At 37.9% G+C, this 23,612-nt stretch carries 23 protein-coding genes; all 23 read left to right on the forward strand.

Annotation, left to right across the window (positions count from 1 at the left end):
* Window positions 1–86: 86 nt before the first annotated feature.
* The 23 genes from TSYNT_RS09335 to TSYNT_RS09445 all read left to right on the forward strand — a co-directional run bounded on the left by TSYNT_RS09335 (window position 87) and on the right by TSYNT_RS09445 (window position 23,568).
* Window positions 87–854, forward strand: a complete 768-nt coding sequence (locus tag TSYNT_RS09335) for an SDR family NAD(P)-dependent oxidoreductase (RefSeq protein WP_059033417.1) — start codon at window positions 87–89, stop codon at window positions 852–854.
* Between the two features lie 16 nt (window positions 855–870).
* Complete coding sequence (locus tag TSYNT_RS09340) at window positions 871–2,049, forward strand: thiolase family protein (protein WP_059033419.1); 1,179 nt, start codon at window positions 871–873, stop codon at window positions 2,047–2,049.
* Window positions 2,050–2,063: 14 nt separating this feature from the next.
* Complete coding sequence (locus tag TSYNT_RS09345; protein WP_059033421.1) at window positions 2,064–2,924, forward strand: 3-hydroxyacyl-CoA dehydrogenase NAD-binding domain-containing protein; 861 nt, start codon at window positions 2,064–2,066, stop codon at window positions 2,922–2,924.
* A gap of 29 nt (window positions 2,925–2,953) precedes the next feature.
* Window positions 2,954–4,405, forward strand: coding sequence for a 4-hydroxyphenylacetate 3-hydroxylase family protein (locus TSYNT_RS09350; RefSeq protein WP_059033422.1), 1,452 nt, complete (start codon window positions 2,954–2,956; stop codon window positions 4,403–4,405).
* Window positions 4,402–4,719 (forward strand): hypothetical protein, encoded by a 318-nt coding sequence (locus tag TSYNT_RS09355; protein ID WP_059033425.1) that lies wholly within the window; start codon window positions 4,402–4,404, stop codon window positions 4,717–4,719. The genes TSYNT_RS09350 and TSYNT_RS09355 overlap by 4 nt, the downstream gene beginning before the upstream one ends.
* A complete protein-coding gene (locus TSYNT_RS09360) occupies window positions 4,704–5,489 on the forward strand; it encodes an enoyl-CoA hydratase-related protein (RefSeq protein ID WP_059033427.1) in 786 nt (261 codons plus the stop codon). The genes TSYNT_RS09355 and TSYNT_RS09360 overlap by 16 nt, the downstream gene beginning before the upstream one ends.
* Window positions 5,490–5,570: 81 nt before the next feature.
* Window positions 5,571–6,797: an MFS transporter gene (locus TSYNT_RS09365; RefSeq protein WP_059033429.1), complete on the forward strand. Its 1,227-nt coding sequence runs from the start codon at window positions 5,571–5,573 to the stop codon at window positions 6,795–6,797.
* Window positions 6,798–6,837: 40 nt separating this feature from the next.
* Complete coding sequence (locus TSYNT_RS09370; RefSeq protein ID WP_059033431.1) at window positions 6,838–7,890, forward strand: zinc-dependent alcohol dehydrogenase; 1,053 nt, start codon at window positions 6,838–6,840, stop codon at window positions 7,888–7,890.
* 150 nt (window positions 7,891–8,040) lie between these two features.
* The gene (locus tag TSYNT_RS09375; RefSeq protein WP_059033433.1) at window positions 8,041–9,045 is read left to right on the forward strand and encodes a thiamine pyrophosphate-dependent dehydrogenase E1 component subunit alpha; all 1,005 of its coding nucleotides are present in this window, start codon (window positions 8,041–8,043) and stop codon (window positions 9,043–9,045) included.
* A 54-nt stretch (window positions 9,046–9,099) separates the two neighbouring features.
* Window positions 9,100–10,080 carry an alpha-ketoacid dehydrogenase subunit beta gene (locus TSYNT_RS09380; protein WP_059033435.1) on the forward strand — a complete coding sequence of 327 codons (981 nt, stop codon included), beginning with the start codon at window positions 9,100–9,102 and terminating at the stop codon, window positions 10,078–10,080.
* A 44-nt stretch (window positions 10,081–10,124) separates the two neighbouring features.
* Window positions 10,125–11,294, forward strand: coding sequence for a dihydrolipoamide acetyltransferase family protein (locus tag TSYNT_RS09385; protein WP_059033438.1), 1,170 nt, complete (start codon window positions 10,125–10,127; stop codon window positions 11,292–11,294).
* 253 nt (window positions 11,295–11,547) lie between these two features.
* The gene (locus tag TSYNT_RS09390) at window positions 11,548–13,173 is read left to right on the forward strand and encodes an ABC transporter substrate-binding protein (RefSeq protein WP_238142693.1); all 1,626 of its coding nucleotides are present in this window, start codon (window positions 11,548–11,550) and stop codon (window positions 13,171–13,173) included.
* An 81-nt stretch (window positions 13,174–13,254) separates the two neighbouring features.
* The gene (locus TSYNT_RS09395; protein ID WP_059033442.1) at window positions 13,255–14,181 is read left to right on the forward strand and encodes an ABC transporter permease; all 927 of its coding nucleotides are present in this window, start codon (window positions 13,255–13,257) and stop codon (window positions 14,179–14,181) included.
* A 20-nt stretch (window positions 14,182–14,201) separates the two neighbouring features.
* On the forward strand, window positions 14,202–15,113 hold the full coding sequence (locus TSYNT_RS09400; protein WP_059034290.1) for an ABC transporter permease: 912 nt from the start codon (window positions 14,202–14,204) through the stop codon (window positions 15,111–15,113).
* A gap of 11 nt (window positions 15,114–15,124) precedes the next feature.
* Window positions 15,125–16,123, forward strand: coding sequence for an ABC transporter ATP-binding protein (locus tag TSYNT_RS09405; protein WP_059033444.1), 999 nt, complete (start codon window positions 15,125–15,127; stop codon window positions 16,121–16,123).
* Window positions 16,113–17,087: an ABC transporter ATP-binding protein gene (locus TSYNT_RS09410; RefSeq protein WP_059033446.1), complete on the forward strand. Its 975-nt coding sequence runs from the start codon at window positions 16,113–16,115 to the stop codon at window positions 17,085–17,087. Before TSYNT_RS09405 ends, TSYNT_RS09410 begins: the two co-directional genes overlap by 11 nt.
* A 142-nt stretch (window positions 17,088–17,229) precedes the next feature.
* The gene (locus TSYNT_RS09415) at window positions 17,230–18,480 is read left to right on the forward strand and encodes a DUF1015 domain-containing protein (protein ID WP_059033447.1); all 1,251 of its coding nucleotides are present in this window, start codon (window positions 17,230–17,232) and stop codon (window positions 18,478–18,480) included.
* Window positions 18,481–18,619: 139 nt separating this feature from the next.
* Window positions 18,620–19,552, forward strand: a complete 933-nt coding sequence (locus tag TSYNT_RS09420; protein WP_238142694.1) for an FAD:protein FMN transferase — start codon at window positions 18,620–18,622, stop codon at window positions 19,550–19,552.
* 119 nt (window positions 19,553–19,671) lie between these two features.
* Window positions 19,672–20,301 (forward strand): redox-sensing transcriptional repressor Rex, encoded by a 630-nt coding sequence (locus TSYNT_RS09425; RefSeq protein WP_059033451.1) that lies wholly within the window; start codon window positions 19,672–19,674, stop codon window positions 20,299–20,301.
* Window positions 20,301–21,110, forward strand: a complete 810-nt coding sequence (locus TSYNT_RS09430) for an ATP-binding protein (protein WP_059033453.1) — start codon at window positions 20,301–20,303, stop codon at window positions 21,108–21,110. The genes TSYNT_RS09425 and TSYNT_RS09430 overlap by 1 nt, the downstream gene beginning before the upstream one ends.
* A gap of 15 nt (window positions 21,111–21,125) precedes the next feature.
* On the forward strand, window positions 21,126–22,472 hold the full coding sequence (locus TSYNT_RS09435) for a [Fe-Fe] hydrogenase large subunit C-terminal domain-containing protein (RefSeq protein ID WP_083497758.1): 1,347 nt from the start codon (window positions 21,126–21,128) through the stop codon (window positions 22,470–22,472).
* Window positions 22,473–22,479: 7 nt separating this feature from the next.
* The gene (locus tag TSYNT_RS09440) at window positions 22,480–22,821 is read left to right on the forward strand and encodes an AraC family transcriptional regulator (protein ID WP_059033457.1); all 342 of its coding nucleotides are present in this window, start codon (window positions 22,480–22,482) and stop codon (window positions 22,819–22,821) included.
* Window positions 22,822–22,824: 3 nt separating this feature from the next.
* Window positions 22,825–23,568: a PHP domain-containing protein gene (locus TSYNT_RS09445; protein ID WP_059033459.1), complete on the forward strand. Its 744-nt coding sequence runs from the start codon at window positions 22,825–22,827 to the stop codon at window positions 23,566–23,568.
* Window positions 23,569–23,612: the final 44 nt, after the last annotated feature.

The following is a 23,612-nucleotide window of genomic DNA, read 5'->3' on the forward strand; positions in this document are numbered from 1 at the left end:
AACTTAATAATTCATGAGTTCATTGGCACAAATTTTGCTTATTAAAATTATTAGACAAATACTAATAAGAAAAGGAAACGATAAAAATGACATCAAAATTTAATTTGGAAAATAAAGTAGCCATAGTTACAGGTGGTAGTCGAGGGATTGGAAAAGCCATTTCGTTGGGATTAGCAGAAGCAGGAGCTGATGTAGTACCTGTTAGCCGGACAAAGGCAGCCGTTGACGAAGTGTGCAACCTAATAGAAAACCTGGGAAGAAGAACTTTGTCAATAACTACCGATGTAAGTGATGAAAGTAGCGTTAAATTCATGATAGAAAAAGTAATTAAAACTTTTGATAAAATAGATATATTAATAAACGGAGCAGGAATAAGCCCTATCTTAAAGAGTGCAGAAAAAACATCACTAGAGGAATGGAACCAAATTATAAATACTAATCTTACAGGAGTGTTTATATGTTCTAATGAAGTCGGAAAAATAATGATTGACAAGAATGTTAGCGGAACAATAATCAATATTGCTTCTGTGGGTGGGAAAGTAGGCCTTTTACGTCAAGCTGCTTATTGTGCTGCAAAAGGAGGAGTGATTCAACTTACAAAGGTGCTTGCACTAGATTGGGTTAAATATGGGATTAGAGTAAATGCTATAGCACCCGGCTATGTGAAAACAGACTTGACAGCCGGAGTCATGAATTCAGAAAAAATATATAATGATTTAATATCAAAAACACCAATGAGTAGGTTTGGCGAACCTGAAGAAATAACTGGAGCAGCTATATATCTTGCGTCAGATGAAGCTTCTTATGTGACTGGTGAAGTCATTACTGTCGACGGAGGATATACAGTGTGGTGACATTAGGAGGCAAAATATGAGGGAAGCATATATATTAGAGGGCTTGAGAACACCAATTGGCAGATATGGCGGTAGCTTAAAAAGTTTTTCGGCGACTGATCTGGGGAGCATAGTTATCAAAAACTTGCTTATAAAATCACAAATAGACCCAAAAAATGTAGAAGAAGTAATAATGGGTTGCACTTGTCAAAATGGTGAAAACGCATATGCTAGTCGCACTGCGGCTCTAAAAGCAGGACTACCAGTATCGTCGTCGGCTCTTACTGTAAATAGATTATGTGGTTCAGGGTTAGACTCTATAAATATAGCTGCTCAAAAAGTAATTCTGGGAATAAATGAGCTATGCGTGGCAGGCGGCATGGAGAGCATGAGCAATGTACCATATTTGCTTTATGAAGCAAGATGGGGAGCACGACTTAACGATGTAATTTTAAAAGATGGTTTAATTGCAGTGCTCACTGACCCTATACTAGGGTATCATATGGGAGTTACAGCAGAAAACTTGGCAAAAGAGTATAGCATTGAACGAGAAGAACAAGATGCGACAGCATATGAAAGCCATATGAAAGCTTTAAAAGCTTTGAAAGATGGCTTTTTTAAAGATCAAATCATTCCGATAGAATTAAAGAATTACAATAAAAATTTAATCATTGGTGATGACGAGTGTCCAAGACCAGATACCAGCATAGAAACTCTTTCAAAACTTAAACCAGCTTTTGATAAAAACGGAACAGTAACGGCGGGAAATTCTTCTCCATTAAACGATGCCGCTGCAGCAGTTGTGATAGCAAGTGAGGAGCAAAGTATAAAATTAAATATAAAGCCAAAAGCTAAAATTAGAGGTTTTACAGTTGAAGGTGTTGAGCCATCGATGATGGGGCTGGGGCCCGTTAAAGCTACTCAAAAAGTCTTAAAACAAACAGGAATAAAACTTGATGATATTGATGTAATTGAATGTAATGAAGCTTTTGCAGCTCAATATTTAGCTTGTTCCAAAATTCTTAAATGGGATATGAATAAAGTTAATCCGAACGGGGGAGCAATAGCTTTAGGCCATCCGCTCGGGGCTACTGGCGGAATATTAATGGTGAAAGCTTTGTGGGAGCTAGAAAGGATTCAGAAGAAATTTGCCTTAATTACTATGTGTATAGGAGGAGGACAAGGCATTGCAACTTTGATAGAAAGGGTAATTTGAAGGGAGATTAAAAAATGTTCGTTTTAATTATAGGTGCAGGCACCATGGGTTCCGGTATTGCTTACACTGCTGCTGAAGCAGATAACAAAGTCTATTTATATGATATAAAAGCTGAAATAGTTCAAAATGCACTAAAAAATATAGAACACTTATTGGATGAAAAAATCTCAAAGGGGAAAATTGATCCAGTAAAGAAAAATGGAATTTTAGGCAATATTAATCCAGCGTATGATTTGGACAATATACAGCCGAGAGTTGATTTAGTAATAGAAGCTGCGGCAGAGAATCTAATGATAAAAAAAGATATCTTTAAAAAAATAGATAACATTTTTCCAGAACAAACAATTTTTACTACAAATACGTCAGCTTTAAGTGTAACAGAAATTGCTAATACCACCAAAAGACCAGAAAAAGTTGCAGGAATGCATTTTTTCAATCCGGCACCAGTAATGGCTTTAATAGAAATAGTTAAGGGAGCCCGCACATCGCCGGACACTATAAATTTTATAAAAGATTTTGCTGAAAAGATTGGAAAAACTCCTATTATAGTAAATGAAACTCCGGGATTTGTAGTCAATAGAATATTAGTGCCTATGATCAACGAAGCTGTTTATGCATTAATGGAAAATGTAGCAGATGCAGAAGACATTGATAAAGGTATGAAATTAGGTGCCGGACATCCGATAGGGCCATTGTCGCTGGCTGATATGATAGGCCTAGATATATGTTTGGCAGTTATGGAAACGTTCTACACCGAATTTGGCGATTCAAAATATCGACCTTGTCCCCTTCTTCGGAAAATGGTCAGGGCTGGTTATCTTGGAAGAAAAACAGGAAAAGGATTCTTCGATTATTCACAAAAGCAATATATTTAAAAAAGAAATAAATTTAGGAGGTTTCCTTAATGACATTAAAAAATGGAAATTCTTATCGAGAAAGCTTAAAAGAGCTAAATCCAGAAGTTTTCTATCTTGGTAAAAAGATAGATGACAGACTAGGATATCCGAGCTTTTTACCACATATAAATAGTGCAGCTCTCACTTATGAATTAGCAAACATGCCTGAATATGAAGAATTACTAACAGCTACATCACATCTGACAGGTAAAAAAATTAATCGCTTTACTCATATACATCAGAGCACGGATGATCTTGTAAAAAAAGTAAAGGCCCTAAGACTTCTAGGCCAAAAAACAGGGGCTTGCTTTCAAAGATGTGTAGGGTGGGATGCACTAAATGCCACATATACAGTCACATATGAAATAGACAAAAAAAATGGTACAAATTATCACAAAAAATTTAAAGAATATCTGTTATATGTACAAGAAAATGATTTAATGATAGCTGGTGCAATGACTGATCCAAAAGGTGACAGAAGCTTAAAGCCTAGTCAACAAAAAGATCCTGATCTATTTTTGCATGTTGTAGAAAAAAATGATAAGGGAATTATCGTTAGAGGAGCGAAAGCCCATCAAACAGGGATAATAAATTCACATGAACTTTTAGCAATGCCTACTCTGGCTATGGGTGAGGAAGACAAAGATTATGCCCTAGCTTTTGCTATTCCGGTTGACACCAAGGGGATAATTCATATTTTCGGAAGACAAACCAATGATACCCGCCGATTAGAAGAGGGTACAATGGATAAAGGTAATTATAAATATGGGATAGTCGGGGGCGAAGCCCTTACAATATTTAACGACGTATTTGTTCCATGGGAACGCGTATTTATGTGCGGTGAATGGGAATGGACAGGTTTGTTTGTAGAAAGGTTTGCTTCGTATCATAGACAAAATTATGGTGGGTGCAAAACTGGCGTAAGCGATGTGATAATAGGCAGCGCAGTGGCTGCTGCAGAGTATAATGGAGTAGCTAGTGCATCTCATATAAAAGATAAGATAGCCGAAATGGTTAATATGACAGAAACTTTATATTCTTGTTCCATTGCTTGTTCGGATCAAGGGCACGAAACAGATTCCGGTGCATATATAGTGAATCCACTTTTGGCTAATGTGACAAAACTAAATGTAACACGTTATATATATGAGATATGCCGATTGTGCCATGATATTGCAGGCGGCTTAGTTGCTACTCTTCCATCAGAGGCGGATTTAAACAATCCACAACTAAAGTATTTAATAGAAAAATATTTAAAAGGCGTAGATAATATACCTACAGAAAATAGAATGAGAATTTTTAGATTAATCGAAAATATGACAGGTGGTACTGCTTTAGTAGAGTCTATGCATGGCGCAGGATCGCCTCAAGCTCAAAAAATAATGATTTTAAAGCAAGCAAATCTTAAAATGAAGAAAAAGTTGGCAGAAGATTTGGCAGGCATTGAAAAAGAAAAATGATAAAAGCTATTGGCATAAAATGTTGTGGAGGATGCAACTCAGAAGTTGATATAGAAGAAACTTTTAAGAAGATACAGGATATTTTAGAAAAATTACACTTAACTATTGCATTTGATCTTTCTAAAGTCGATGGCTTAGTAATATTAAATGGTTGTAGTACTGCGTGCATCAAAGCAGAAGATTTTTCTCAAATAAAAAATTTAATAATTATAAATGGCAAAAACTCAAACTTTAAAGTACTGTTTGAAGACGAAATTATGTTGCTAGTAGCTCAAGAACTTACAAAGGTGGGAAAACAATGGAGGAACGGTTGATTATCAAAGAAAATCTATCTCCGAATGTATTATTAATAAAATTTAATCGTCCGAAGTATTTAAATGCTATAAATAAACAGCTGTTAAAGCAATTATACGAAGAACTATTAAAGATAAAATCTGAAAAGCAAATAAGTAGTATTATTATAACCGGAGAAGGAGAAAAAGCTTTTATAGCCGGAGCAGACATAAATGAAATTGTAAATATGACATGCTCAGAAGCTAAAGCTTTTTCGATGTTCGGCCAAGCAGTATTTGATTTTATAGAAAATTATGATAAACCAATTATAGCTGCAATAAATGGCTTTGCTCTTGGAGGAGGATTGGAACTAGCCCTTTCTTGCGATATAAGAATAGCTTCAGAAAAGGCTAAATTTAGTTTTCCAGAGATTAATTTAGGAATAATGCCGGGCTTTGGAGGAACTCAAAGGTTAACAAAAATTATAGGTATAGCTAAAGCCAAGGAAATGATATATACAGGAAAAATGATTAATGCTTATGATGCCGAAAAAATAGGCTTAGTAAATTATGTTGTCAAAGATAATGAATTAATAGAGAATGTTAAGAATTTTGCACAAGACTTAGCTTTAAAAAGCAAATTTGCCCTTAAACTAGCTAAAGAAAGTATTAATAAAAGCATCGAAACTTCAGAGGGCGCAGGGATGACATTAGAATCAAGTGCATTTAGCTTGTGCTTTTCAACAAAAAATCAAAAAGAAGGAATGCTAGCTTTTTTAGAAAAACGTAACCCAAAATTTGTAAATGAGTAAACAAAATATGGTTAGCGAATATCTTATAAAAATGAAAAAGGAAAGGAGGCTAAATACTCCCTTATGAAGGAGTAAACACACATGGATAATAAAAATAAAGAGACAATTTCTAACTACAGATGGATTGTTGAACTATTCATAGTATTTGGAACAGCCATGATGAGTGCCCTATGGCTTGCTCCATCTCCGCTATTGCCGACCATTATTAAAGATTTATCAATTAACCTTGCACAAGCAGGCATGATTATTTCAATTATGCCTTTATGTGTGGCGCTTTTTTCTACCTTAGCAAGTTTTCTAATAGAAAAGTTTGGAGCAAAAATTGCTTTTGCGATAGCACTTTTACTGATAGGAACGGGTGGAGCTTTAGCAATCTTGGTTACAGCATATAGCAACTTTTTACTAACTCGTCTGATTTTAGGCATAGGATATGCGATGATGACAGCAATACCCGGAGTTTTGATAATGACATGGTTTCCTGATAATGAAAAACCATTTATAAATACTATTAACTCATGCTTGACTTATGTAGGTATGACACTAGCGTTTTCTCTGACACTTCCTCTTACCTATAGATTTGGAAGCTGGCAGAAAGCCCTTGCTACCTATGGTTTTGCTGCTATTACCCTAGCCCTTCTATGGCTTGCATTTGGACGAGAAAAGGTAATCGAAACAAGCGAAAGACCCAATATTGAAGAGAAAAAGCATGAAAGCGCTCTTAGGTCTGCGATTAAAAAAAGAGAAGTTTGGTATCTTGCGATAGCACTTTTTGGCGGTATGTGGGAGTTTCAGTTTTTTACTACATTTTTACCTACATTTTACCAACAATATCGACAATTAAATGCCGTTGCTGCAAGCAGCATTACAAGCTTGATAACTATTTCCGGTATAATCGGAGGTCTTGTCTGTGGTTTGCTGATGAGTATCATCGGAAAAAGAAAGATTTTTACATGGCCACTTCATACTGCCATTCTTTTTGGCTTATTGGGGTCTATAAGCTTTAAACCAGGCATAATGTTATACATTTCAGTAATATTAGTGGGGTTTGGAGCTGCCGGATGGACGCCGGCATTACTTACGATACCGATGGAACTTAAGGGAATGACACCGAGTATGTTAGGAGGAGCCTATGCATTTATATTTGGGCTAGGCAATGCCGCAGCTTTTTTATCACCGGTAGTCGGCGGATGGCTAGCTTCTCGTATAGGGTTAAATACAACTTTATTCATATTTGCTTTTTCACAAATTTTACCTATAGTGTTTACTTTTTTACTTCCGGAAACAGGTCCTAGGGGGATAAAAAAATAGAAGCGGATCTCTTAATATATTGAAGGAGGTTATTAATATAATGAAAATGAAAGCTGCTGTTTACTATAAACCTTTGGACATTAGGGTTGAGAATATAGAAGTGCCAGATATTGGCCCAAATGATATTTTAATTAAAGTAAAATATTGTGGGATATGCGGTTCTGACGTTCATAGTTATAAATTAGGTTTATACATTAAACCAGGTCAAATAATGGGGCATGAATATTGTGGCGAAATTGTGAAAGTTGGAGAGAATGTCAAGAATTTGGAGGTAGGAGAGCGAGTTTTTGCTTCTGAAGCCGAACTTTGTGGGGAGTGTTATTGGTGTAAGAGACAAATGTATGCAATGTGCCCTCACTTATTTGAAGCCTGCACAGGATACGGAAAACCCGGCGCATATGCAGAATATATAAAAATTGGAAACGCAAGTTTAGATGTAAATGTTTTCAAAATTCCGGATGAACTTGACGATATCACAGCTGCCACTATTGAACCAACAAGTGTAGCAGCTAATGCCGTATTGATAACCGAACCTCAAAAAGATGATAAAGTGGTTATTTTAGGAGCTGGGTTTATAGGCAATGTCATACTTCAAATATTTAAATCTGTCCCAGTGGGGAAAATAGTAGTGAGTGAAGTATCGCCACTAAGACTTGATGCAGCAAAGAAAAAAGGTGCTGATGCAATTATTAATGCAAATACAGAAAGTGTCTTAGAGCGATGCAAAGAGGAGGTGGGGATTGGCCCTTATCATTTCAATGTTGGAGCCATGGCTGATGTAGTAGTGGAGGCTGCCGGCGTGCCATCTACCATAAGAGATTCACTGGAAATAGTTAGAAGTGGCGGAACTATTTCAATTGTAGCACTTGCAGAAAAAGAAACACCTATAAATACTACAAAAATTGTGCACAAAGCTCCTAAAATATTAGGCGCTTTTGGCGGCAGCGCTCCAGTAGCAATTAATTACTTAAAAGAAAAGAAAGCAACTACTCAAGATCTAATAACCCATGTTTTCTCATTAGACAACATTCAAGAAGCCTTCGAAGTGCAATCAGATGCCTATAAATCCATAAAGGTTATGGTTAAACCATAAAGAACTCAATCGTGAACATGGATATCTATAGATGTTCTTTCTTAGTTTTATTGAAATATTATCTTCATCATGTTCTAAGACGCGTATATTTTTATACCTAAAATGATAGAGATAATAAATAAAAGATTAAAATAAATAGGAGGTTTTAAAATGTCTAAAGTAGTAGAACCGATTGAAGACTGGGGTAAATACCCGAAGGACTTTGTGTTGAATATCTATAAAACATTGGTTCTTGAAAGAAGCGTTGATGATGCAATTTTAGGATTAATTAAAGAAGGTCGAACCGGCTCTCATCATCCTGGCAAAGGCGAAGAGGCACCGGCGGCCGGGGTTATGCCCACGTTAAGAAAAGATGATTATGTTTACTATCATCATCGTGGAGTAAATACTCAAGTTGCAAGAGGAATGTCATTAGTCGATATTTTCGGCGATTTTTTAGGAACAATGGCTGGAAGCACAAGGGGCTTTGGAGCAGGAATAATTCACATGATTGAACCAAGCCTCGGGATGCTTGGCCAAAGTGGTACATTAGGAGGCTGTTTTCCACTGGCTACCGGTACTGGAATATCTATTCAATTCCGAAAAACAGACCAAGTTGTGGCAGTGTTTTTTGGAGATGGCACAGCAAACCGTGGAACATGGCAAGAATCAATAAATGTGTGCAGTTATAGGAAGTTGCCCGTTATTTTCATATTACAAAATAACGGATATGCAATGTCTGTGAGTGAAAAAAACGTTTCCGCAAGAAAAGAATATCTTGCTGACAGAGCCGAGGGATTCGGGGTGCCTGGATATGTTGTAAAGGATGGTAACAATCCTTTAACAATATACGAAACGATGAAAGAATGTGTAGATAGAGCAAGACGTGGTGACGGACCATCGATGATCCAAGTGGATACGTATAGACATTATGGGCATTTTGTAGGAGACGATGGCATAAGCTATAGAGATCCAAAAGAGGTGGAGGAATGGATTAAACGGGATCCATTAAAAATTTCTTATGATCGCTTATTTGCGGCAGGATATATTACTCAAAAAGAAGCTGAAGAAATAAAGGCCGAAGCTGTTAAAAAAATAAAAGAGGCAATTGATATTGCTGCTGCTGCACCACAGCCTGGCAAGGAGAGAATATTCCAAGGATTGTTTGCAGAATAAAGTCAATTTTAAAATTTTTAAGCTAAACTATTAAATTTTTAGGAGGTTATATAGATGACTCGAAAAATAACCGGTGGTCAAGCCATAAATGAGGCTTTAAAAGAAGAGATGAGAAGGGATCCAACCGTTGTTTGCTATGGAGAAGATATAAAAATAATCGGGGACCTTTATGGTACAACAAAAGGATTAATAGATGAATTTGGAGAAGAACGAGTGTTTGAATTTCCGATTTCTGAAATGGCATTGGTGGGCAGCGGTGTAGGTATGGCTATTTCAGGGATGCACCCAGTTATTGATCTGATGTATGCAGATTTTTTCCAGTGTGCAATGGATGAAATCTGGGCTAAAATGGCAAAATGGAGATATATGCATGGGGGACGCATAAATGTTCCTATGGTATTGAGAATGCCATCAGGTCTTTCGGGAGGAGCTGGTCCTGAGCATTCACAATGTCCGGAAGCTTTATTTTTAGGTTGTCCAGGATTAAAAATAGCTGTTCCCTCTACGCCTTATGAGCTAAAAGGACTGCTAAAAACCGCAATAAGAGATCAAAATCCTGTTCTATTTTTTGAACCAAAAAGCTTGTATTTTAGCGAAGGAGAGGTTCCAGAGGAAGAATACCTAATTCCTTTTGGCAAGGCAGATATTAAGAAAAAAGGGCAAGATGTTACAGTTGTGGCAACGTGTGAAATGGTATCAAAAAGCATGAAAGCTGCTGAAAAGCTGGCAGAAGAAGGTATTGATATCGAAGTGATTGACCCAAGGACACTTTATCCTTTAGATAAAAATACAATCCTTGATTCTGTGAAAAAGACCGGAAGGCTTGTAACAGTGTATCAAGCGCCAAAAACGGGTGGATTCGGTTCAGAAGTTGCCGCTATTGTAGCTGAAGAAGCCTTATTTGATCTGAAAGCACCTATTAAACGAGTAGGAGGAGAAGATGTGCCAATTCCAGCTCACATAGTTTTGGAGCAGATGGCAATTCCTCAAGTTGAAGATATTATTGAGGGCGTAAAAGATGTTATGAGATACTAGGCATTGCACTTTATATCTAAGAAAGTGAAGGGGATGAGATATATATGAATGTCCTCAAGCTACCCGCCTTTGGCATGTCAGCTAGAAGAGGAAAAATTGTTGAGTGGTTAGTAAAAGAGGGAGATACAGTTAAAGCCAATGAGCCATTATATAATATGGAAAGTGAAAAATCCAGCATAACTGTTGAAGCCCCGTATGATTTAATAGTAAGAAAAATAATCCATCAAGAAGGAGATTTTGATGTCGGAACACCTATTGCAATAGTTTCACTGCCGGACGAAGAATTTGACGAACAAGAGCTGAATAAGTTATTATCAGAAATATTAAATGATACAACAAAAGATACCTTGGGAGAAAAGACTGAAAAAGCAAAAGATACAATACCTAAAGATATTAGGAATATTAAAGCTACACCTTTTGCTCGCAAATTAGCAACTGAATTAAAAGTGAATTTAGAAAACGTTATAGGAACTGGACCCGATGGTCTAATTACAGATAGAGATGTAAAAAAATATATAGAGGAATTTAAAGAAAAGGAAAATTATCAATTAATAAGACTAACTGGTTTTGCAAAGATATCCGCAGAACATCTTACTGAAAGCTGGAAAAATATTCCTCATATTGTACAATTTATGGAAGTGAACGCAAATAGCTTAGTTAATGCTAGAGAAAAACTGATAAGCGAAATGAAATTTTCATATACTGATCTCTTGATAAAATTAGTTGCTATTACGTTAGAAAAACATCCCAAACTAAATGCTACCATGGAAAAAGAAAATGAGATAAAAAATTGGAAAAAAATAAATATTTCGGTAGCAATAGAGACTCCTTATGGTTTAACTGTTCCGGTAATAAAGAATGCTGATGAAAGGTCACTACAGGAAATTCACAAAGAAATAGAAAGGCTAGCTGAAAAATCAAGACAAAACAAACTGGCTCCGAGTGATATAAGCGGAGGAACTTTTACTATATCTAATCTTGGCACGTATGGAGCAGAATTGGGCTTTCCAATAATTAATGCGCCTCAAGTAGCTCTTCTTTATATTGGTGCTATAAGACAAAAGCCGTGGATAGTAGATGGAAAAATTGATATAGCAATGATTATTAGTTTGTCACTAGCTTGTTACCACCGAGCCATAGATGGAGCAGTAGCTGCACGTTTTGCTAAAGATTTAAGAGAGGTAATAGAAAATGCTGAAACTTATTTATTGTAGTTAACAGAGTAACAATTACAAACTAAATTTTGCGTTTTTTGGGAACTTAACTAAGTTCCCAATTTTTGTATGCGCATCAAACGTATCCAAGAAAGTTTTGGCAAAATATCAATAGTAAACCAAGAAAAAAATTAAAAGGATTTTCTAGATATTTATCGAATATATAGAATAAGGGTTTTAATAAGATGCTACAAAAAATTTAATTTCAGGAGGGGATTTAATATTAAAGAAAAGCCTGGTAGTATTACTTGTTTTGCTGTTAGCTATTACAACCTTAGCCGGATGCGGTGGCGAAAAGCCAGCCGAAGAAGGCACCACACAGCCACAGCAAAGCGAAAGCAAAATTTTGCGAGTAGGCGTTATGTCTAATCCGCCAAAGCTTGATCCGGTTTTTGCAACAGACACTTCTTCTGCAAGGGTTATTTATCAGATATTTGAAACATTAGTAGACTATGACAATGATGGAAAAGTACAGCCGCTTTTAGCGGAGTCTTGGGACATTTCTGAAGATGGCACAGAATATATATTTCACCTAAGAAAAGGCGTCAAGTTTCATGACTCAATTGAAGGCAAACCAACAGCTAACGGAGGCAGAGAAGTAACTGCCGATGATTGGATTTGGACATTTAACTACATATTAAATCCAGATACAAATTCACCAAGGGCTTATTTCCTTGATATGATTAAAGGTTATCAGGACTATCAAGACAAAAAAACAGAACAAATTGCGGGAATTACCAAGATTGACGATTATACTTTAAAAATCGAAATTGATTATCCCTTTGCTCCGTTTTTGAGCGTTTTGGCGTATAATACTTTCAATGTTCTTCCCAAAGAAGACGTAGAAAAATATGGCACAGAACAATTTAATTTCCATCCCGTAGGAACAGGACCATTCAAATTTGAACAATGGGTCCAAGATGATAAAATCGTTCTTTCCAAAAACGAAAATTATTGGGCAAAGGACAAAGATGGCAACCAACTACCGTATCTTGACGGTGTAGAATTTGGTATTGTTACTGATTTGGCAATGCAGTGGACGGAATTTGGATTGGGCAACTTTGATATAATTGAAGAAGTAGACGATCCGTATTATGAAGAAGCCAAGAAAATGCCAAATTTCATTGAGAGAGCAGAGCTCGGAACATACTATTACGGATTTAACTTGACAATGGCTCCTTTTAAAGATAACAAGCCACTTAGACAGGCTTTCAACTATGCAATTGACAGAGAAGGCCTTATAAACATGGTTATGAACGGCAGAGCACTTCCGGCAAGCGGGCCGCTGCCTCCGGGAATGATGGGTTATGATGAAAATATCCAACCGAAATACACATATGATGTTGAGAAAGCCAAATCACTTTTGAAAGATGCCGGCTATCCCAATGGAATAAAGGTTGAACTGGTTTACAATACCAGCGAAGGCCATAAGCGAATAGCCGAAGCCCTTCAAGCCCAATTTAAACAGGTGGGCATTGATGTTGCATTAAAGAACGTAGACTGGGGAGCATTGTTAGATGCTGCAGACAGACTGGAAATTCCATTTTTTAGAATGGGATGGGTTGCCGATTATCCGGATCCGGATAACTTCTTATATGTTTTGCTTCATTCAAATAACATCGGACCTAATGGCAACTATACAGGTTTTAGCAATAAGCAATTCGATGACCTAACTTTAAGAGCCAGAAAAGAAACAGACCCTGCGGTTCGTGAAAAACTATATAAAGAGGCTGAAGCGATAGCTCGCGAGGAGGCACCGTGGCTCTTTATATATCACTATACCACTCATGGTCTGGCTCAGCCATACGTTAAAAATATGAGAGTGCCTTTCTTTGGAGCATATTCACTTAAATACACCGAGCTTGACATACAAAAATAAAAGTTTTACCATATGGCTTCCTTAAATAAGGAAGCCATACACAAATTCTTCGAAAGTATCGTAAAAGGAGGGAAAGGGGATTTGCTAAACTATGTTATAAGAAGGCTTGTAGGAGCAATTCCTGTACTGATAGGCGTAATTGCTGTAGTGTTTATACTTACCACGATTGTTCCAGGAGACCCAGCCAGAATTATGATGGGGCAAAGGGGTAATCCTGAAACTATAGCAAAAATAAGGCATGAAATGGGGCTGGACAAACCTTTGCCTGTCCAATTTTTCGACTTTATGAAAAATGCCCTTACTCTCAATCTTGGACGTTCATATAGAAATAATATGACAGTAGTGGAGGCAATAGCAACGCGAATACCGGTGACTTTTAAGCTGGCATTTTTTGCTATAATTATAGCCGTTGCCGTAGGCGTGCCTCTGGGAATTATCTCTGCTGTAAAGCAGTATTCGTGGATTGATTATGGGGCGATGTTCTTTGCGATTCTTGGTATATCTGCGCCTGTGTTTTGGGTGGCTCTGCTTTCTGTGGTGCTTTTCTGTGTGATACTTGGTTGGATTCCTGGGACCGGCACCGGAAACGGCGAGCTTATTTATTATGTTTTGCCATCAATTGTTCTAGGACTTAGACCTGCAGCTCTCATTGCAAGGCTTACCCGTTCGAGCATGCTGGAGATAATAAGACAAGATTATATCCGCACTGCAAGAGCTAAGGGTTTATCTGAACGGGTTGTTATAATGAAACACGCACTGCGCAATGCTTTAATTCCCGTTGTAACTGTAATCGGTATTGAAGTTGCAAGTCTTTTGAGCGGTGTGGTCATCACAGAACAGATATTTTCATTGCCTGGCCTTGGAAGACTTAGCGTAGAGGCGCTGACAAATCGGGATTTTCCGGTTATAAGAGGCGTGGTTCTATTCATGGCTTTTATCTTTGTTTTAGCCAACCTTATAGTAGACCTTTCCTATCCATTTTTTGATCCAAGAATTAAATACGATTGATCGGAGGTAGAATCATGGAAATGAAAGCAGAAAATAAGCAAAAAGAAACAAAACCTAATCAAAAAATGGAAGGCCGCAGTCTTTGGGCAGATGGGTGGAGTAGACTTAAAAGAAATAAGCTTGCTATGTTTGGTATGTGGCTCATTATAATTATTTGTCTTGCTGCGATTTTTGCACCCTATATAACACGATATGATCCTTACGAACAATTTATTTGGACAGAAGGCCCCTCTGCAAGACTTTGCCCACCCTGTGCTAAGTATTGGTTTGGAACTGATGTATACGGAAGAGATATTTACACAAGAGTAATTTATGGCGCACGAATTTCACTGCAGATAGGCTTTGCGGCTACGGCCATATCAGTTGTCATAGGAGTTGCACTTGGAAGCATTGCCGGTTATTATGGTGGCTTCATTGACGATTTTATAACATGGCTGACAAATGTAATATTTGCATTTCCATTTTTGCTGTTTGTTTTGGCTCTTGTAGCCTATCTGCCTCCAAGTCTGCCTCTTTTGTATATGGCTATTGGTATAGTTTCGTGGGCGTCTTTTGCCAGAGTTGCCAGAAGCCAGGTTATTCAAGTAAAAGAGATGGAGTTCGTGGAAGCTGCAACAGCCATGGGGGGAAAAGACAGCAGGATTTTGCTAAAACATATATTGCCCAACATTTTGGCACCTATTATAGTTCAAACGACTTTAGAAATAGGAAGCATAATTATGCTCGAATCGTCTCTTAGCTTTTTGGGATTCGGTATCCAACCCCCTAAACCTGCCTGGGGATATATGATTAGCGAAGGCAAGCAATATTTTCTTTCAGGCCAGTGGTGGTGGTCTGTATTTCCGGGTTTAGCTATAATGCTACTAGTGTTGGGCTTTAATCTTTTTGGCGACGGCTTAAGGGATGCTCTAGATCCCCGGCTTAAGCAGTAAGGAGGCGAATTATGTCTAAAAACTTAGTTGAAGTAAAAAACCTCAAAACATATTTTTTTACTGAGGATGGAGTTGTTCCTGCTGTTGACGGTGTAGACTTTTCCATAAAAGAGGGAGAAACGCTTGGAATAGTAGGTGAGTCAGGCTGCGGTAAAAGTGTAACATCTCTTTCGATTTTGCGTCTTGTTCCCAGCCCTCCGGGCAAGATTGTGGATGGTGAAATTTTATTCAGAGGAGAGAATCTTCTTAAAAAATCTGAATCCGAAATGCGCAAAATTCGGGGAAATGATATATCGATGATATTTCAAGAGCCAATGACATCACTTAATCCTGTTTTTACAGTAGGCGAGCAGATAGCAGAAGCAATTGAATTACATCAAGGCCTAGATAAAAAACAGGCAATGGATAAAGCTGTGGAAATGTTAAAATTGGTTGGGATACCCTCGGCCGAAAAACGGGTCTATGATTTTCCACACCAGATGAGTGGCGGCATGAGGCAAAGAGTGATGATTGCAATGGCTCTTTCATGTAATCCGTCTCTTCTTATAGCGGATGAGCCCACAACAGCTTTAGATGTGACCATTCAGGCACAGATACTGGAGTTGATGAAGGACCTAAAGAAAAAACTTAATACTTCTATCATGCTCATAACTCATGACCTGGGCGTAGTAGCAGAAATGGCGGAGAATGTACTTGTTATGTATGCAGGGAAAGTTGTGGAATATGCAGATGTCAGAACTATTTTCAAGGAACCGAAACATCCTTACACAATAGGCCTTATGGAGTCGATCCCAAGGCTAGATCAGCCCAGAGAAAAACTTTACGTCATTGAAGGAACGGTGCCAAATCCTTTTGACATGCCAAAAGGATGCAGATTTCACCCGCGCTGCCCTGAAGCGAAAGATATATGTGTAAACCGTGAGCCGGCATTAATTAGCAGCAATAATCATCAGGTGAGCTGCTGGAAATACAGCGACCAGTGGGAAGGGGGCGAGGATATTGGAATCTAAAAACGATAGACTCCTTGAAGTTAAGGGATTAAAAAAGTATTTTCCGATTACAGGCGGCTTGCTGCGAAAGACAGTGGGATATGTTAAGGCAGTAGACGGTGTGGACCTTTTTATAAAGCGAGCAGAAACTTTGGGCCTTGTCGGCGAGTCCGGCTGTGGCAAATCAACGTTGGGTAGAGCTATCTTACGGCTTATTGATGCAACTGAAGGGGAGATTACATACAATGGCCAAAACATACTGGAGCTGACAAAAGAAGAAATGCGGGAACTACGAAAAAAAATGCAGATTATATTTCAAGATCCCTATGCCTCGCTTAACCCGCGAATGACTGTAGGTGATATCGTAGGAGAGCCTATGGATATTTTTGGGCTTGCAAAAGGCCGAGAAAAAGAAGAAAGGATACTCGAGCTTTTAAATATTGTAGGTCTGGATGTCCAGCATATACGGCGATATCCTCATGAGTTTTCTGGCGGGCAGCGCCAAAGGATAGGAATAGCCAGAGCCCTTGCTGTAAATCCGGAAATTATTATTTGTGATGAGCCGGTTTCTGCTCTTGATGTTTCTGTAAGATCACAAGTATTGAATCTTATGCAAGAACTACAGCAAAAATTTCAACTAACTTATTTATTTATATCCCACGATTTAAGCGTAGTAAAACACATAAGCGATAGGGTGTGCGTGATGTACCTGGGGAAAATAGTTGAAGTTTCGGAGAAAAACGAACTTTATTCAAATCCACTCCACCCTTATACTAAAGCACTTCTTTCTGCAATACCTATTCCTGATCCGGAAGCAAAAAGAGAAAGGATTATTTTGGAAGGTGACGTGCCAACGCCGATAAATCCGCCGACTGGCTGTAGATTCCATACCCGCTGCCAGTATGCTATGCCTGTGTGCAGCCAGCAAGAGCCAATTTTAAAAGATATCGGTAATGAACATTTTGTTGCATGCCATTTATATTAATTTTACCAAGTTTACTATTTATTGTTGAAAGGCAAATGCTACATATGCTAAAATCAGGTCATCAGGTAATGATTGCTTTGTATTGCTTGATGGCCTTAATTTGTAGTTTGACAAAACCAATCTTGACACCGGGGGGGATATTATGGCAGTAATAAGACCGTTTCGAGCATTAAGACCTACAAAAGATAAAGTGGCACAGGTTGCGGCGTTGCCGTATGATGTGGTTACAACCGAGGAAGCAAAAAAGCTAGTTAAAGACAACAACTATTCTTTTTTGCATGTGGATAAACCGGAAATCGATTTCGACGAACCTGTCGATCCGTATGATGTTAGGGTTTACAAAAAAGCCGGCGAAAAATTGTCACAGATGATTAAGGAAGGAGTATATAAAAGAGATAAAAATCCCTGTATTTATATTTATCAATTGACTAGAGATGAAAAAATCCAACAAGGGATAGTGGCTTGCACCTCGATAGACGATTATGTAAACAATGTTATAAAGAAGCATGAAAACACACTTCAAGCGAAAGAACAGGACAGAATAAACCATGTAAAATATACTAAAGCCCATACCGGGCCGATTATGATGTTTTATCAGGAAGACCCACAGATAAGCAATGAAATAAAATCATGGATTTTAAATCATAAACCGATTTATGATTTTGTTTCAGTTGACAACGTAAAGCAAACTGTTTGGATTGTAGATGATGAAACTACTATCAAAAAATTGACTGAAATGTTTTCTAAAGTAAGCTCACTATATATAGCTGATGGACACCACAGGGCGGCTGCAGCTGTAAAGGTTGGATTAGAAATGAGGCAAAGCAATCCTAATCATACCGGCGACGAAGAGTATAATTACTTTCTTTCAGTAATTTTCCCGGATAAACAGCTCACTATTATGGAATATAATCGAGTAATAAAGGACTTAAACGGTTTTAGTGAAAAAGAATTGCTGGAGAAAATCGAAGGAAATTTTGAGCTGGTTTATGAAGGAAAAGATCCTTTTAAACCAAGGGCCAAGCATTTTTTTGGAATGTATATAAACGGAAAATGGTATGGACTTAGGGTAAGAGAAAATAGCTTTGATGAAAATGATCCCGTAGGAAGCCTTGATGTGTCTATACTGCAAAATCTTGTAGTATCACCTATTTTTGGAATTACAAACCCAAGAGAAGATAACAGAATTGATTTTGTCGGAGGCGTAAAAGGCATAGATGAATTAGCGAGACTCGTTGACAGCAGAAAGGCAAGTATTGCCTTTTCGCTGTATCCAACACCTATCGACGATCTTATAAAAATTGCGGATATGGGTTTGATAATGCCGCCAAAGTCTACTTGGTTTGAGCCCAAACTGCAAAGCGGAATATTCATCCATTCTTTAGAAGACTAAAAGGGAGGAATCCACTGCGAAACACAATATCGGTAAAGCAAAATCAAAATTTATTCTCTTAATTTTTATATGTACGCTTTGCGCCTGCGCCTGCCAAAATAACCAAGAAGGCGAGAAAGTAATCGAAAAAACAAATTTTATGCTTGATACAATAATCAAAATCGAGGCATTTGGGCCAAATGCGTCTTCTAGCATTGATGAGGTATTTGCCAGAATTGGCGATATCGAAAGTAAGATGACAGTAAATGCTGATTCTAGTGAAATAATTGAAGTAAATAAACGAGCTGGAAAGGAATCTTACAAGGTAAGCCCTGACACATTTTATGTAGTTAAAAAAGGGCTGGAATATTCTCGGTTATCCCAGGGGAAATTTGATATAACAATCGGGCCTTTGGTAAAATTATGGGGAATAGGAACTGACAAAGCTCGCATTCCTAGACCTGATGAAATAGAAAAAGCTCTAGAATTGGTAGATTACACCCAAGTGCTACTGGATGAAAAGAGCAACTCAATTTTTTTAAAAAAAGAAGGAATGGCTCTAGATTTAGGAGCAATTGCAAAAGGTTATGCCGCCGATGAAGCGGCACGAATTTTAAGAGAAAACGGAGTAAAAAGCGGTTTAATTGATTTGGGAGGAAATATCTATGCTCTAGGGGAAAAACCGGATGGAAAGCTGTGGAAGATAGGAGTGCAAAATCCTTTTGAACCACGCGGAAGCAGTTTTGCAACCTTAGAAGTCGCTGATAAAACATTGGTTACCTCAGGGATATATGAAAGATATTTTGAAGAAAACGGAAAAAGATATCATCATATTTTAGACACAGCAACAGGTTTTCCTGTAGAAAACGGTCTTGCAAGTGTAACAATTATATCGGAAAGCTCAATAGATGCAGATGCTATGTCAACTATGGTATTTTCTATGGGTTTAGATTTAGGAACAAAATTTATTGAAAGGCAAAAAGGTATAGAAGCAATTTTTGTAACGACTGACCGTAAGGTATATGCAACTTCGGGAGTTAAAAATTATAATTTTAAGATAATAGATAAAACTTTCGGACAAGAAGATATTTAGCATATTGTTAAATTTTTAACAAACATTTGACAATAATATAACATTGTGACTTATTTCACTTTTTCTATTGTAAAATCAAATACGTTATGCTAAAATAATTGCGAAGGAGCGTTTGAAAGATGATTAAAAAAGCCAAAATTCCAGACGCCACAATTGGACGTTTATCATTATATTCAAGATATCTGATAGAAGCTTATGAAAAAGGAGTAACGACTGTTTCGTCTCAGAGTATTGCAGATGCCACAGGTGTAACTCCTGCCCAAGTGCGAAAAGACTTAGCGTATTTTGGGGAATTTGGAACAAGAGGCGTAGGATATAATTCTAAAGAACTTTACATGCATATAATGAAAATCTTAGGCCTTGACAAGCGTTGGCCTGTGGCAATCATAGGAGCCGGGAATTTAGGCAGAGCGCTTTCTCAGTATAAAGGTTTTCATGAACGAGGTTTTGACATATCATGCATTTTTGATAATGATCCTAAGAAAATAGGCAAAAAACTTTCCAATATAAATATTTATCATTTAGATGTTTTAGAAGAAAAGGTAAAAGAATTTAAAATCGAACTTGGCATTATTGCGGTTCCGGCACAAGCAGCTCAAGAAGTTGCAGACAAATTGGTAAAAGCCGGCATAAGAGGAATAATGAATTTTGCTCCTATAAATATTACGGTGCCTGATAATATTGTATTAAGGAGGGTAGATTTATCTGCTCAACTTGAATATTTGACCTACTATTTGGAGGAAATTTAATGAAGCTGTCAGAAATAAAAGAGCTCCTTCAGGCTAATGTATTGTGGGGAGAAGAATTTTTAGAAGCTGAAGTTACCAGCGCGTGCGGTGCTGATCTGATGAGCGATATTCTTGCAGATACTAAAACAAATGCTTTGCTTCTTACGGGACTTACTCATAGACAGATTATCCAGACAGCTGTAATGAGCGATTTTGTGGCGATTATGTTCGTCAGGGGCAAGGTTCCGCCAGCTGATGTTATAAGTCTTGCAAAACAGGTTAAAATTCCCCTTTTAAATACAAAGCTGCCGCTGTATGAAGCATGCGGCATTTTATATGAAGCCGGCTTAAGACAGCGTGTAGATGAACGAAGGGCCGCAGAAAACGCGAAAGCTAAAGAAAAAGAGCGGTCACAGACTATGAGACTCGTTTACAGTATATCCGGTAATGACTTTAACAATGCAGGCAGGGCTACAGAACAAGCAAAAATGATTTTAAAGCAGCTTGGCATAGATTCTGCTATCGCACGGAAAGTCTCAATTGCTGCATATGAAGCTGAAATGAATATAGTGATACACGCATATAAAGGACAGCTAGTTTTTGAAATTACACCTTCATACATCGAAATAGTTGCAGAAGATGAAGGACCGGGTATACCAGACATCCAAAAGGCTATGGAAGAAGGTTACTCTACTGCTCCTGCACATATAAGAGAATTAGGCTTTGGAGCTGGAATGGGTTTACCAAATATGAAAAAATTCTCAGATGTATTTGAGATAGATTCAGTTGTTGGAAAGGGCACAAAGGTCAGAATGGTTGTTTACCTATAGTGTGGCTGAAAGTTGGTGATATCGTTGCAACAAGAGTACTATCACTCTGTTACTCTTAATGTTGATAAATGCAAGGGCTGCACAAATTGTATAAAGGGGTGTCCGACGGAAGCGATAAGAGTTAGAAAAGGAAAGGCACATATTTTGGAGAATAAGTGCATTGATTGCGGCGAGTGCATAAGGATATGTCCTAACGGTGCAAAATATGCAATTACAGATAATTTATCTAAATTAAAAGAGTTTAAATTTAATGTTGCACTTCCCGCCCCCAGCTTTTTTGGACAATTTAAAAAAGAAGCTTCTATAAAAAGCATTATTTTCGCTCTCAAGAAAATCGGTTTTGATGAAGTCTACCAGGTTCCTTTAGCAGCGGAGGAAGTTTCGATTGCAATTCGTGAGTATATTAATACGCACAAAGAAATGCGGCCGCTTATTTCATCATCCTGTCCTGCTGTTTTACGGCTTATACAGGTGAGATTTCCGGAACTTATAAAAAATATAATGCCGGTGAAACCTCCTATGGAAATTGCCGCACAAAGAGCGAAGGAAATTATAATCGAAAAAATGGGATTGAGGCCCGAAGAAATTGGCGCCTTCTTTATAAGCCCATGCCCTGCTAAAGTTACTGCAGTAAGGCAGCCGTTAGGATTAAATAAATCGTCGGTAGACGGAGTAATCTCAATATCAGAGATTTTTGGAGACATAGTAAAAAATCTGGGAGATGATGAAGAAGAACAGGCATCAATATTCGGTGAAGCTTCCGGCCTTGGAATTGGCTGGGGCAGAGCAGGAGGAGAAAATTTAGCAATTGGCGGAGATAATTATCTGGCAGTAGATGGTATACACAACTGCATTGGAGTGCTAGAAGAAATTGAGATGAACAAACTCCCTGACATAGATTACATTGAATGCCAGGCGTGCATAGGCGGCTGCATAGGCGGCGCACTTGCAGTTGAAAGCCAATATATTGCGCGAGTCAAGATACGACGTTTGTCAGAAAAACTGGGCACCAAAAGCCCAATTAAGAAAGAAAAGGTAATCGAAGATTTTCGTAAGGGTTATTTCGACTTAGAAAATGCAATTTTACCAAAGCCTTCAATGAAATTGGATGATGATTTGTCAGAGGCTATCCGCAAGATGGAGCTTTTAGAAAAAACTGTAAAGGATTTGCCGGGCCTTGATTGCGGAAGCTGTGGCTCTCCAAACTGCAGGGCACTGGCTGAAGATATTGTAAAAGGACAAGCGAATGAGGAAGATTGTATATTTAAACTGCGAGACAGAGTAAAGCAGCTGGCCGGCGAGATGTATGATCTTGCACAAAAGCTGCCTCCAACCTTAGATGCAAAGGAAAGGCAGGAGTGAAATATAAATGGATTTAAAAACTATGCAAGATTTACTCGCGCTAAAGTTAGTTACAAAAATCACAAACCTCGATAGAAAAGTTAAAGGCGGGTACGCTTCAGACCTTTTAAGCTGGGTCATGGCCCATGCTAAAGAAGATGAGGTTTGGATAACGATTCAAAGCCATCAGAATATAGTAGCAGTAGCCTCACTCTTAAATCTTGCGGCAATAATTGTTGCCGAAAGTGTAACCGTAGGCGAAGATACCATAAAAAAGGCCGAAGCCGAAAATATTGCAATATATTCCAGCGAAAAATCGATTTTTGAGCTCTGTGGTATACTGTATAATTTATTGTTATCGGAGACTTAGGCAATGCTTAAAGAATTTGGCGCAGATCTTCATATTCATACCTGTTTGTCACCGTGCGCCGATGACGAGATGATTCCCGTAAACATCTTAAATATGGCAAAACTGCTTGGCACTAAAATAATAGGAATATGCGATCACAATTCAGCTAAGAATATTCAAGCAATAATAGACTTGGCTAGTGGCTATGATATTTTAGTGGTGCCGGGTATGGAAGTGCAGAGCGTGGAAGAAGTTCATCTGCTGTGTTTTTTTGAAAAAATGCAAACACTTTTAAAGTGGCAAGAATGCGTATACGGTTCTCTGCCTTCTATAAAAAATAGGCCTGAGTATTTTGGCCATCAGTGGATAGTAGACGGCCAAGGCAATATTTTAGATGAAGAATGTCGGATGCTGCTTGCATCAACTTCTTTTACGGTAGAAGATATTTCTAAAATGGTGGCAGAGCTTGGTGGACTGCTTATCCCTGCTCATGTAGATAGAGGTAGCTACAGCATAATAAGTCAGCTTGGTTTTATACCTGAAAGCCTAAGAATTGACGGAGTAGAATTTTCCAGGATGATCTCCAAAAATGATTTTATAACTAAATTTCCGGGCCTTGAGAGGTACACCTTGATTACATCTTCTGATGCTCATAGATTAAAAGACATGGTTTATCAAAAAACTTTTTTCCATATAGAATCTTTAAATTATGCCGAAGTTGTTATGGCTCTTAAGGGTTTGGAAGGGAGGAAGGTAGTAGTAACTTAGGTAGATATAAATGCATATGCTTATTCATATTGTGAAAGAACTCA

It is taken from the genome of Tepidanaerobacter syntrophicus (assembly GCF_001485475.2).
Taxonomy (GTDB): Bacteria; Bacillota; Thermosediminibacteria; order Thermosediminibacterales; family Tepidanaerobacteraceae; genus Tepidanaerobacter; species Tepidanaerobacter syntrophicus.